9 protein-coding genes and 3 tRNA genes are annotated in these 12,103 nt (G+C 36.2%); 9 read left to right on the top strand and 3 right to left on the bottom strand.

Features of this window, described 5'->3' with window-relative positions:
* Positions 1 to 37: 37 nt before the first annotated feature.
* Complete coding sequence (locus tag QZ169_RS07340) at positions 38 to 1,210, bottom strand: S1C family serine protease (protein ID WP_002922824.1); 1,173 nt, start codon at positions 1,208 to 1,210, stop codon at positions 38 to 40.
* Positions 1,211 to 1,413: 203 nt separating this feature from the next.
* Between QZ169_RS07340 and rlmH the strand changes: the two genes are divergently transcribed.
* The 7 genes from rlmH (at position 1,414) to QZ169_RS07375 (ending at position 4,626) form a co-directional block, all read left to right on the top strand.
* On the top strand, positions 1,414 to 1,893 hold the full coding sequence (gene rlmH, locus QZ169_RS07345) for a 23S rRNA (pseudouridine(1915)-N(3))-methyltransferase RlmH (RefSeq protein ID WP_295505845.1): 480 nt from the start codon (positions 1,414 to 1,416) through the stop codon (positions 1,891 to 1,893).
* Positions 1,894 to 1,935: 42 nt separating this feature from the next.
* A tRNA-Arg gene (locus QZ169_RS07350) sits at positions 1,936 to 2,009 on the top strand.
* Positions 2,010 to 2,190: 181 nt separating this feature from the next.
* Entirely contained in the window at positions 2,191 to 2,298 is a 108-nt protein-coding gene (locus QZ169_RS07355; protein ID WP_295505846.1) for a competence protein, read from the top strand.
* Between the two features lie 27 nt (positions 2,299 to 2,325).
* Entirely contained in the window at positions 2,326 to 3,660 is a 1,335-nt protein-coding gene (gene comD, locus QZ169_RS07360; protein WP_295505849.1) for a competence system sensor histidine kinase ComD, read from the top strand.
* Between the two features lie 5 nt (positions 3,661 to 3,665).
* Positions 3,666 to 4,430 (top strand): competence system response regulator transcription factor ComE, encoded by a 765-nt coding sequence (gene comE / locus QZ169_RS07365; protein WP_295505851.1) that lies wholly within the window; start codon positions 3,666 to 3,668, stop codon positions 4,428 to 4,430.
* Positions 4,431 to 4,475: 45 nt separating this feature from the next.
* Positions 4,476 to 4,547: transfer RNA gene (locus QZ169_RS07370), tRNA-Glu, on the top strand.
* A 5-nt stretch (positions 4,548 to 4,552) separates the two neighbouring features.
* Positions 4,553 to 4,626: transfer RNA gene (locus QZ169_RS07375), tRNA-Asn, on the top strand.
* A 111-nt stretch (positions 4,627 to 4,737) separates the two neighbouring features.
* Here QZ169_RS07375 and QZ169_RS07380 read toward each other — a convergent pair.
* Positions 4,738 to 7,323 carry a YfhO family protein gene (locus QZ169_RS07380; RefSeq protein ID WP_295505853.1) on the bottom strand — a complete coding sequence of 862 codons (2,586 nt, stop codon included), beginning with the start codon at positions 7,321 to 7,323 and terminating at the stop codon, positions 4,738 to 4,740.
* A gap of 75 nt (positions 7,324 to 7,398) precedes the next feature.
* Positions 7,399 to 9,021: an ATP-binding cassette domain-containing protein gene (locus QZ169_RS07385; RefSeq protein WP_049543497.1), complete on the bottom strand. Its 1,623-nt coding sequence runs from the start codon at positions 9,019 to 9,021 to the stop codon at positions 7,399 to 7,401.
* Between the two features lie 290 nt (positions 9,022 to 9,311).
* Here QZ169_RS07385 and trpS point away from each other — a divergent pair, with 290 nt between their 5' ends.
* The gene (gene trpS, locus QZ169_RS07390) at positions 9,312 to 10,337 is read left to right on the top strand and encodes a tryptophan--tRNA ligase (RefSeq protein ID WP_295505857.1); all 1,026 of its coding nucleotides are present in this window, start codon (positions 9,312 to 9,314) and stop codon (positions 10,335 to 10,337) included.
* 205 nt (positions 10,338 to 10,542) lie between these two features.
* Complete coding sequence (guaB, locus tag QZ169_RS07395; protein WP_295505859.1) at positions 10,543 to 12,024, top strand: IMP dehydrogenase; 1,482 nt, start codon at positions 10,543 to 10,545, stop codon at positions 12,022 to 12,024.
* Positions 12,025 to 12,103 lie beyond the last annotated feature (79 nt).

Raw genomic sequence — 12,103 nt, forward strand, 5'->3', positions numbered from 1 at the left:
GATTGTGTAAAGGTGTGTTGACAATCTTGTAAATAGGTTAATTTGAGCTTAACTCTTTTGTTGATTTAGTGAGTTTGATTTTGACTGTTTGAGATTTACCATCTCGATAATAAGTAATCTCTACCTCATCTCCAATGCTATGCTTGTAGAGAGCAGACTGAAGGTCACTAGTGGATTCCACATCTGTGTTATCTACTTTTGTAATGACATCATTTTTTTGAAGTTTGCCATCAGCAGGCATCCCTTGCTGAACAGAGCGAACAAGAATACCTGATTTCACTGAAGAAGGAAGATTTAATTTAGAAAAATCAGAAGTTGTCAGATTAGATAAATCCATCATTTGAATTCCTAAAGCAGGACGTGTGACTGTTCCATTTTTCTCAAGTTGATTGATAATATTTACGACATCATTAGATGGAATCGCAAATCCCATCCCTTCAACAGAGGTTTGGCCATTTGTTGAAATTTTACTTGAAGTAATTCCAATAACTTGTCCTTGGATGTTAATCAATGGGCCGCCAGAGTTACCAGGATTGATTGCAGCATCTGTTTGCAGTGCAGTTGTTGAAATATTTTCACCATTTTCAGATTGTAACGTAACGTTTCTGCCTAAACTAGAAATAATTCCTTGTGTTACAGAGTTAGCGTATTCTGTTCCAAGAGGACTTCCGATAGCGATAGCTGTCTCACCAACTGTCAGAGAACCAGAATCTCCAAATTCAGCGACATCAGTTACTTTTTCAGAGCTAATTTTAACGACAGAGATATCTGAATAAACATCTGATCCAACTACTTCACCTGGAACCTTGTTTCCATCAGCTAGCAAGATATCTACATTAGTTGATCCGTTCAGAACGTGGGTGTTGGTTACCAGATAGGCTGATTTTCCGTCCTTTTTATAAATTACGCCAGAACCTTCACTGGAGATTTGTGATTCATCGTTGGAAGATTCATCATTGATAACGCTGCTGGAAGATTCAGCATAAGTAATTACTGAAACAACGGCATTTTGAACCTTTTTCACAGCTTCTGAAATGTCAGTAGAGTTTTTATATGAAGTAGTTACACTGGTTGTTGAATTTCCATTCATTTTTACACGTGAAGTTACTAATGTAGTAACATAATTTCCTAAACTTCCACCGATAAAACCTATAATTAACACTGCAAAAAGCAATAAAGCCCTTTTGAAGGCAGTTGAAGAGTTTTTCATGTTTTCCTCCTTGAATTACAATTGATGAAATTATAGTTAGCTAAACTTAATTATAACTTAAATCCTCTAAGTTTTCCACACCTTGTGGAAAACTTAGAAAAACTGTTGATAGGCATTAGAAAATACACAGATTAGCCGATTCCCAGATAAATTTTACTTGTTAATAAAGTGTGAAGTATAGATGAATATGATAGAATAAACTTATGAAAATAAAACTTGTAACAGTTGGAAAACTGAAAGAAAAATATTTAAAGGATGGAATTGCCGAATACATGAAGCGTCTCAATCGATTCTGCAAGGTGGAAATGATTGAGCTAGCGGATGAAAAAACACCTGATAAAGCTAGTGATTTAGAAAATCAGCAGATTCTTGAAAAAGAAGGAAATAAAATTCTGTCTAAAATCAATGAGCGTGAATTTGTTATTGCTTTGGCAATTGAAGGAAAGCAATTTCCGTCAGAAAAGTTTAGTCAGCTCATGATGGATACTACAGTGCATGGCTTTTCTGATATCACTTTTGTTATTGGGGGAAGTTTAGGTTTATCTCCTGCAGTAAAAAAACAGGCAAATCTTCTAATGAGTTTTGGCAAATTAACGCTACCTCATCAACTGATGCGCCTTGTTTTAATAGAGCAGATCTATCGAGCTTTTATGATTCAGCAGGGGAGTCCTTATCATAAGTAATCTTGACGGCAACCCTATTTTCTGATAGAATGAGATGGTATTGGTCTCATAGCTCAGCTGGATAGAGCATTCGCCTTCTAAGCGAACGGTCGCAGGTTCGAATCCTGCTGAGATCAGAAATGTAAAAAATGCGAAATATTTTACAATATTTCGTGTTTTTTTCTTCTATTTTTTTTGGTATAATGTCATTTTGGGGATAAAAAATGACATTTCAGGGAAAATTGTCACTAACTCTTTCTATTTTTCTATAATGATAAATGTAAGGTGACTTACAAGATAAAAAGATAGGAGATAGTTATGAAAATCTATTCTTCTCAAATTGCTGCAAATAGCAATACACTTGTTCAAACCTTTTGGGATATAAGAGGTGTTCCAAATCCATGGGATTGGATTTTTGGAAGATAAGAATTTTAAAGTTTAGGGGAGAAATTTATGTCACTTGAAATAATAGGATTAATTGTTCATCCTTTTATTAATGTAGCTGCATTTTTAGTGATTTTATCAAAAATCACTAAAATTAAGCATACTCACTTTTTTGTAGCTGTTTGCTTTGGTCTTGAGATTATAATTCCGTTTATAATTGCTTTTTTAGGGCATGTGTTTTCATTTGAAATCTCATTTCCATCATATGCACTGTCATTTTTTCTCCCTCTATTTATAGTTTGGTATTTTTGTAGAGTTGAAAAGATTAAAAGATACCAATCTTTCTTACTTTCCTTCTTTTTATGTTTGTCAATTGATAGCTCTACTACTTTCTTTTCAGTTATTATTTCATCTGTTTTAGGAGATGATTTTGTAGCTCAGTACATGGGCTTGTTTCTGACATGTATCAACTTAATATCCTTGTTCTTTATGGTAAAGGTTATTGATATTTTTGATTTCAGAATAGATTATCTTAAAAGAAGTTTCTTTAAATCTCAGATTCTGATGATTAGTAGTTTATATGCAATGAATTGGCTGATTTTAAATCTCTCTCACTGGATTAGTAATATAAAGCATTTTAACAGTTTTAGCAGTATGATTGCTACTATTTGTTTCTTGGCCTTTCTTTCTACCTTGGTGACATTCAAGGACAGTCGTGAGAAATACGAGAAAGAAGAGCGTTTGCGTCAAAAAGAATCTGAACAGCTTCGACTTCAGGAATATACTGATGAAATTGTGAGATTATACTATGAAATAAAAGGATTTCGTCATGATTATGCTAGCATGTTGACGAGTATGCAAGTGGCTATTCAAACTGGAGATATCAAGGAAATTGAGCACATTTATCAAGAGGTCTTGGCTGATGCAAATTTGAACCTGCGTTCAGATAAATATACAGTTTTTGATTTGAATAATGTAGGAGATTCAGCTTTAAGAAGTGTCATGACTGAGACAATCTTTCAAGCGCGTGAACATCAGATTCAGCTGACTTTTGAAGTTAAGGATAAAGTGGAACGCCTTCCAATCAAATTGTTAGATCTGGTCAGAATTGCTAGTATTTTATTAAATAATGCTATTGAGAGTGCCATTGACAGCCTGGAAAAAATTGTTCATGTTTCTCTGGTTCAGCTGGATGATAAAACCATATTTGTTATTCAAAATTCTCGTAAAGAAGGAAAATTGGATTTGGAAGAACTCTATCAGCCCGAGTTTTCAACTAAAGGAGAAAATAGAGGCTTCGGATTGAATAACATCAAGGAAATTTTAGATAGGTATGAATTTATCACTCTTGATACACAAATTGAGCCAAGCAATTTTACACAGATTTTAACAATTAGGAGATAGAATTTATGAAAGTGTTAGTTTTAGAGGATACCGTATCTCATCAAGTCAGGATGGAAACGACATTAGCAGAAATTGCTGAGGAACTTGGAATTGACATCCAGGTTCAGGTTACAGGAAAAATCAAAGAATTCAAAAAATATATTGAAAATGGAGACGTTAACCAGCTTTATTTTTTGGATATTGACATTAAGGGGGAGGGAACAAAAGGGCTGGAAGTAGCTCAATTTATCCGTCATCATAATCCTTATGCCATTATAGTTTTTGTAACCTCAAAATCTGAATTTGCTACTATGACTTTTAAATATAAAGTATCAGCACTTGATTTTATCGATAAAGATATCAACAATGATGCTTTTAAAAATAGAATCAAAGACAGTATTCTTTACACTAAGAGTACACTAATTGAAAATACCAATATGGTAGATTATTTTGAATATAGTTATCGTGGCAATGATGTTCGAATGCCTTATAACGATATTTTGTATATCGAAACGACAGGGAGCTCTCATAAACTTCGGATTGTCGGTAAAAATTTTCTCAAGGAGTTTTATGGAACGATAACAGATATTCAAGAAAAGGATCAGCAATCCAAACGATTTTTTTCACCACATAAATCTTATCTGGTTAATATTGGCAACATTGTTGATTATGACAAGAAAAATCGAGAAATTATTTTTTACGAAAATCATCGCTGTCCGGTCACTCGTTTAAGAGTGAAATATCTGAAAGATATTTTCGAAAATAAATGGAAAAGAGTTGACAAAGCTTAAAAACCTGATATAATGGAATATGTTCTGAAAGAGAGCATACCATATGGTCCGTTGGTCAAGGGGTTAAGACACCGCCTTTTCACGGCGGTAACACGGGTTCGAATCCCGTACGGACTATATAATCCGCCATAGCTCAGTTGGTAGTAGCGCATGACTGTTAATCATGATGTCGTAGGTTCGAGTCCTACTGCCGGAGCTAGAGACACTCCTAGTGAGTGTTTTTTATTGTTCAAAAAAAGGCCTTCACTAGCATTTTAATGAAGAGCCTTATTTTTTATATTGGTAAGTAGCTGTTTTTTTGATATATTTACATTCTCTGTTGCTTCCTACGTAGAAAATTATAGCAAACAAATAAGATTATGCCAGATATGAAGGCAATGCCACCTTCTTTTAGTCCATTAGGAATGAAAGTGAGAACAACATTTCCTTCTCCTTTTTTCACATCTAATTTCATAAAGCCGTTTTGAGCTCGTTTTAGTGTGACAGGCTTCCCGTTAAGAGTGGCTGACCATCCCTTATCATAAGGAATGGTAAAGAATAATGAAGTATCCTTTTCCGCTCTATAGTTTGTTTTTACTGTGTTTAAATCAGTAGTTGTGGAAACGGGCTGTTCTTTTAATTTTTGAATGACATTTTGATATTGCTCAGTATTAACGGCAAAAAATTCTGGTGTATCAAATGAAACTGTTGAATTGTCTGGGAATGTAAAGCGAATAGATACTGTTTGACTTTGACTGAAATGGCCAGCATTAAAGAAAGGAAAAACATTATTAGTTGTATAACGTTCTGTAAAGTTATTGACAGTAATGTCAACATCTGTCTGATCATCATTACTAAAATCAATCCCAGCAACATTAACATATAGTTGACTGTTAGCAGGTACATTGACAGTATAGATTACACTAGCAAAGCTTGTATTCTGTTCTCTGTCAACATCCACAGTCACTCTGTTACCAATTTGCTTGACATTTTCATTAGTAGTTATAGCATCTACTTTATCATAATATTTAAAATCAAAGCCAGTCAACTGATTTAAAAATTCTGTTTGATTATCTAAGGTCAAATTTGTAAACTTGACATCCTGGTAAACATCATTGGTCAGAAAAGCCAAACCAAGTGCAGCATCATTTTGGTAGAGAGACATTTCTTTTTCACTTTTCTCAGGAAGAAAACCAAATTTTTGAGGATCTGTTTCAGATAGATTGTAGCGAACACCAAAAATACTGTCCATTAAAATACTGTTGTTTTGATAACGAAGATTCAGATTTGTTCCTGCTGATTTAAAACCAAGTTTATCTAAAGTAGAACTTGCCTGAGTATTTCGAACAGATGAGAACTGGGAAATTCCATTGTAGTTGAATTTCATACTGTCATTTCCTGTTTGTGGATTCAATCTTTCAGTTCTAAAAAAGTCAATATTTTCCTTTTTGGAATAATTGACAAGCTTGTCAATCTCGTCAAGGTGACTAGAATAAGATGAACGAGTGGCAAATACCCATTCTTTAGCAATTCCTCCAACTTGATAATAGGAATTAAGCGACAGTTCAAAAGTAACAAAGAAGAGCAAGACAGGGAGAATGATTTTTGGTTGAATAGAAGATTTTGCTAAGACAAAGCTAATCAAGAGATAAGCCAGCAGAAATTCTAATGTTAGAATATAATTCTCAGGACCCAAAAAGTCATAATGTTTTCTCTGAATAAAAGTAATAATAAATCCAAGGCTGAGCAAAGTGAAACTAATGGCAACATTCATCAATTTCACGTCTTTCCAACGATTTAAAGTCTCAGCAGCCATATAGATAACTACCAGAGAAAATAGCCAAGAATAACGGTGAAGAAACATGTTCGGAGCATGCATTCCCTGCCAAAGTAAGTCTAAATATTGAAGATAAAAACTAGCTATGAAAATAGCAATGAGTAAAAAGTAGCAAAGTTTCACGTGAAACTTAACAGATTTTAAGGTGAAAAATAAGATAGCTAGAATCAAGGGGAAGGTGCCGACATAAATCATAGGGATGGAACCATACTTAGTTGTATCAAAACTGCCAATAAAATTTTTAGCAAATACATCTAAAAGCCAACTTTTTTCTGTCAACAAAGAAGAAACTTTTGTTAAGGTTTCACCATGAGTACTTATGTCTAAGTAAGTTGGCAGAATCATGATGAGGCTAGTCAGACCTGCTAAAGCAGATACGACTGTAAAGTCAAGTAAACTTTTAATTCTATTTTTTAAATCCCAAGATAATTGAAGAAGGTACCAAAAAACCAAAAAGATTGCCATCATATATCCAAAATAATAATTTTGGATGAAGAGAATTGACAGTGTTGTAAAGTATAGTACTCTTCCTTTTCCAGTTATCAACCTATGTAAACCTAGCACAATCAAAGGTGCAAGGATAAACACATCCAGCCAGGTTTTTATTTCCAATTGACTGACTGAAAAACTCATTAAAGAAAATGAAGTTGAAAGAGTGATGATGAGTAAAGCTGGAATCTTTTTGAATATTCCTTTGATACTGATAAAGGTAGAGAGTCCAATTAATCCAAACTTGATTAAGGTAAATAGATAGATGGCATCTGGCATTGATTTCAAATCAAAGAAATAAACCAAGGGAGATAAGAAGCTACCTAAATAATAACTGGATAGAGCATAGAAATTCTGGCCCAGTCCACTAGAGAAAGTATAGAAAATACTGTCTGTGCCATGGAGGATATTTCTTAGGTTGGTGTCAAAAATGACATACTGATGAAAGCCGTCACCAAGCAAGGGAGACGTTTCGCTATTCCAGTAAATTCCGTACATCAAGTAGACAAAGAACATGATGAAAAATGGAAGAAAGAAGGCACAAAAATAAGGCCAATTTTTTTTAAAGTATTCTTTAATGTGATTCATATTTCTTATATAGAAAGAGGCAGAAACGTTGTTTCATGCCTCTGTAAAGCTTTGTAAACGTAAATTGACAAGGGATTAATCTTTCCAAAGTTCTTTGACTTTTGCCTGAACTTTTTGATTTTCCAAGAATTCATCATAGGTTTCATCAATACGGTCAATGACACCATTTTTAGACAGAACAATGATGTGGTTGGCCAAGGTTTGAATAAATTCATGGTCATGGCTGGCAAAAATAATGGATTCTTTGAAGTTTTTCAATCCATCATTTAAGCTGGAGATTGATTCCAAATCCAAGTGATTGGTTGGATCATCCAATACTAAAACGTTGGATTTGAGCAACATCAGCTTAGATAACATAACCCGAACTTTTTCTCCTCCTGACAAGACATTGACAGACTTGTTAACTTCATCTCCAGAGAAGAGCATGCGCCCAAGGAATCCTCGAAGGAAGGTGTTGTCATCCTCTTCTTTGCTTGCAAATTGACGCAGCCAGTCAAGGATTGATTCGCCACTAGCAAAGTCGCGAGAGTTATCTTTTGGTAGGTAAGATTGACTGGTTGTGACACCCCACTTGACAGTTCCTTCATACTCAATATCACCCATCAAGGCACGAATCAAAGCAGTTGTTTGGATATCATTTTGGCCGATCAAAGCTGTTTTATCGCCAGGACGTAAAATGAAGTTAATATTATCAAGAATAGTTTCTCCATCAATCTTGACAGAAAGGTTTTCAACTGTCAAGAGATCATTCCCTATCTCACGTTCTGCTTTAAAGCTGATAAATGGGTATTTACGGCTAGATGGAACAATTTCTTCTAACTCAATCTTGTCAAGCATCTTTTTACGGGAAGTTGCTTGTTTTGATTTTGAAGCATTGGCAGAGAAGCGAGCAACGAATTCTTGAAGTTGCTTGATTTTTTCTTCTGCTTTGGCATTTCGGTCAGCGAGCAGTTTAGCTGCTAATTCACTGGACTCTTTCCAGAAATCATAGTTACCTACGTAGAGTTTGATTTTTCCAAAGTCAAGGTCGGCCATATGAGTGCAGACTTTATTCAAAAAGTGTCGGTCGTGGGATACAACAATGACTGTATTATCAAAGTCGATAAGGAAATCTTCCAGCCAAGTGATAGACTGAATATCCAAACCGTTTGTTGGCTCGTCCAGAAGTAAGACATCTGGTTTACCAAAAAGGGCTTTGGCCAAGAGTACTTTGACCTTGTCTCCGTTAGAGAGCTCGCTCATATTTTGATAGTGAAGATCTTCTGGAATATTGAGGTTTTGCAATAATTGAGAAGCTTCACTTTCAGCTTCCCAGCCACCTAGCTCAGCAAATTCTCCCTCAAGCTCTGCTGCACGTACACCATCTTCATCAGAAAAATCAGGCTTCATATAAATAGCATCTTTTTCTTTCATGATGTTGTAGAGATGTTCATTTCCCATGATTACAACATCAATAGCCCGTTCTTCTTCATAGTCAAAGTGGTTCTGGCGAAGGACTGAAAGACGTTCATTTGGTCCTAGAGAAATGTGGCCTGTTGTTGGCTCGATATCACCAGCTAAAATTTTTAAAAAGGTTGATTTTCCAGCGCCGTTGGCTCCAATCAATCCATAAGTATTTCCTTCTGTAAATTTGATGTTGACCTCATCAAACAATTTTCGGTCACTGAAACGCAGTGATACATCTGATACTGTAAGCAATGTCTTTCTCCTATATATATAATCTTCTTCATTTTACTAGAAAATAGAACTTTTTTCAAATAATTCTGAGATAAAAAGTAAAAAACGAAGCCAAAAGAAAAAAGGAGAATAGAATGAACTAAGAATTTTAGGTTTTCCAGCCAGAATAGTTCGTCAATTAAGTTTACAAATACTGTAAAGGTATGTCAATTAAGCTGTAAAAACTGGAATTTTCGCTTTTTTCTAGAAACTTCTTTCTCATTTTCATTGAAAATGATATAATGAACTCATTATAAATTGAGGAGTAATAAATGACTAAACCAATTATTTTAACAGGAGATCGTCCGACAGGAAAATTGCATATTGGTCATTATGTAGGAAGTTTACGGAACCGCGTGCTTTTGCAGGATCAAGGTAAGTATGAGATGTTTGTATTTTTGGCTGATCAGCAAGCTTTGACAGATCATGCAAAGGACCCTCAGACAATTGTTGAGTCCATTGGGAATGTAGCTTTAGATTATCTAGCAGCTGGCTTGGATCCTAAAAAGGTGACTATTTTTATTCAAAGTCAGATTCCTGAGTTGGCAGAGTTGTCAATGTATTACATGAATTTGGTGTCATTGGCTCGTCTTGAGCGTAATCCTACTGTCAAGACAGAAATAGCTCAAAAAGGATTTGGTGAAAGTTTGCCGACTGGGTTTTTAGTTTATCCAATTTCTCAGGCAGCTGATATTACTGCTTTCAAGGCTAATTTTGTACCAGTCGGACATGATCAAAAGCCTATGATTGAGCAGACTCGGGAAATTGTTCGCTCCTTTAACAATGCTTATCAGACAGATGTTTTGGTAGAACCGGAAGGGATTTATCCTGAAAATGAAGCAGCTGGACGTTTGCCTGGATTGGATGGCAATGCTAAGATGTCTAAGTCTCTCAATAATGGCATTTATTTGGCAGATGATATGGATATTCTGCAAAAGAAAGTTATGAGCATGTATACAGATCCTAATCATATCAGAGTGGAAGATCCTGGAAAAATTGAGGGAAATATGGTCTTTCATTATCTGGATGTTTTTGGCCGCCCCGAAGATGCTGCTGATATTGCTGCAATGAAAGAGCATTATCAAAGAGGTGGTCTGGGAGATGTCAAAACCAAACGCTATCTGTTAGAAATTTTAGAGCGAGAGTTAGGTCCGATTCGTGAACGTCGTGCGGAGTTTGCTAAAGACATGGGACAGGTCTATCGGATGCTGCAAGAAGGATGCGATAAGGCCCGTCAGACTGCCGCTCAGACTCTTTCGGAAGTGAAGTCTGCGATGGGGATTAATTATTTTAAATAACGAACATTATTGATTATAAATCACAAAAACTATCGTTTTTAGTTTCAAAAATGATGGTTTTTATTTTTTGTGTAATAATGATTGACAATTTCCTATAGAATGGTATGATATTAACAACAAAAAAACCAGCTTTTATTCAAAGAAAACTGAACTTCAATTTTCTTTGGGTATTAGTTCAAATAAGAAGGAAAAGAGGAAACTGTGGATGTCTAACTGGGACACTAAATTTTTGAAAAAAGGTTTTACCTTTGATGATGTGCTGCTGATTCCAGCTGAAAGCCATGTACTGCCCAACGATGCTGATCTGAGTACCAAGCTTGCTGAGAATCTGACTTTGAATATCCCAATCATTACTGCTGCCATGGACACTGTTACAGAGAGTCAGATGGCTATCGCTATTGCCCGTGCCGGCGGTCTTGGAGTTATCCACAAAAATATGTCTATTGAGCAACAGGCTGATGAAGTTCGAAAGGTTAAACGTTCTGAGAATGGCGTTATTATTGATCCTTTTTTCCTAACGCCAGAGCATACGATTGCTGAAGCAGATGAGTTGATGGGACGTTACCGTATCAGTGGTGTTCCTGTTGTAGAAACTCTTGAAAATCGTAAGTTAGTAGGGATTCTAACTAATCGTGATTTGCGTTTTATTTCTGACTATGATCAACTTATTTCCCGTCATATGACCAGTGAGAATCTTGTCACAGCTCCTGTTGGAACAGATTTGGGAACTGCAGAGCGCATTTTGCAGGAGCACCGGATTGAAAAGTTGCCTTTGGTTGATGATAAGGGCTGTCTTTCAGGTTTGATTACCATTAAAGATATTGAAAAGGTTATTGAGTTTCCAAATGCTGCTAAAGATGAGTTTGGCCGTCTCTTGGTAGCTGGTGCTGTCGGTGTTACTTCAGATACTTTTGAACGTGCGGAAGCTCTCTTTGAAGCGGGTGCAGATGCGATTGTTATTGATACTGCGCATGGCCACTCAGCTGGAGTTTTGCGTAAGATTGCAGAGATTCGTGCTCATTTCCCTGATCGCACCTTGATTGCTGGAAATATTGCAACTGCTGAAGGTGCACGCGCTCTTTATGAAGCAGGTGTGGATGTTGTTAAGGTCGGAATTGGCCCAGGTTCTATCTGCACAACCCGTGTCATTGCTGGTGTTGGTGTTCCTCAAGTAACGGCTATTTATGATGCAGCTGCTGTAGCGCGTGAATATGGAAAAACCATCATTGCTGATGGTGGGATTAAGTATTCTGGAGATATTGTTAAGGCCTTGGCTGCAGGTGGAAATGCTGTTATGCTGGGTTCAATGTTTGCAGGAACAGACGAAGCGCCAGGTGAGACAGAAATCTTCCAAGGTCGGAAATTTAAGACTTACCGTGGAATGGGATCTATCGCCGCTATGAAGAAGGGTTCTAGTGACCGTTACTTCCAAGGTTCTGTCAATGAAGCTAATAAGCTAGTTCCAGAAGGAATTGAAGGTCGTGTGGCATACAAGGGAGCTGCTGCAGATATTGTCTTCCAGATGCTGGGTGGTATCCGCTCTGGAATGGGCTATGTTGGTGCTGCAAATCTACAAGAACTTCACGATAATGCTCAGTTTATTGAGATGAGTGGTGCTGGATTGAAGGAAAGCCACCCTCATGATGTGCAAATTACAAATGAAGCCCCTAACTATTCAGTTCAATAAAAAATAAAACGAGGTCGGGAATTTTGTACTGACCCCAAAAAGTTAGACAATTAATTTAAGTAAAGGATTTAGTTCTGTA

The sequence above is a fragment of the uncultured Streptococcus sp. genome (genome assembly GCF_905372115.1).
GTDB lineage: Bacteria > Bacillota > Bacilli > Lactobacillales > Streptococcaceae > Streptococcus.

Excerpts from the sequence above, each read along its gene's own strand:
- QZ169_RS07355 (WP_295505846.1), top strand. The coding sequence starts at position 2,191 with ATGAAAATCTATTCTTCTCAAATTGCTGCAAATAGCAATACACTTGTT.
- comD (WP_295505849.1), top strand. The coding sequence starts at position 2,326 with ATGTCACTTGAAATAATAGGATTAATTGTTCATCCTTTTATTAATGTA.
- QZ169_RS07380 (WP_295505853.1), bottom strand. The coding sequence starts at position 7,323 with ATGAATCACATTAAAGAATACTTTAAAAAAAATTGGCCTTATTTTTGT.
- QZ169_RS07340 (WP_002922824.1), bottom strand. The coding sequence starts at position 1,210 with ATGAAAAACTCTTCAACTGCCTTCAAAAGGGCTTTATTGCTTTTTGCA.
- comE (WP_295505851.1), top strand. The coding sequence starts at position 3,666 with ATGAAAGTGTTAGTTTTAGAGGATACCGTATCTCATCAAGTCAGGATG.
- guaB (WP_295505859.1), top strand. The coding sequence starts at position 10,543 with ATGTCTAACTGGGACACTAAATTTTTGAAAAAAGGTTTTACCTTTGAT.
- trpS (WP_295505857.1), top strand. The coding sequence starts at position 9,312 with ATGACTAAACCAATTATTTTAACAGGAGATCGTCCGACAGGAAAATTG.
- rlmH (WP_295505845.1), top strand. The coding sequence starts at position 1,414 with ATGAAAATAAAACTTGTAACAGTTGGAAAACTGAAAGAAAAATATTTA.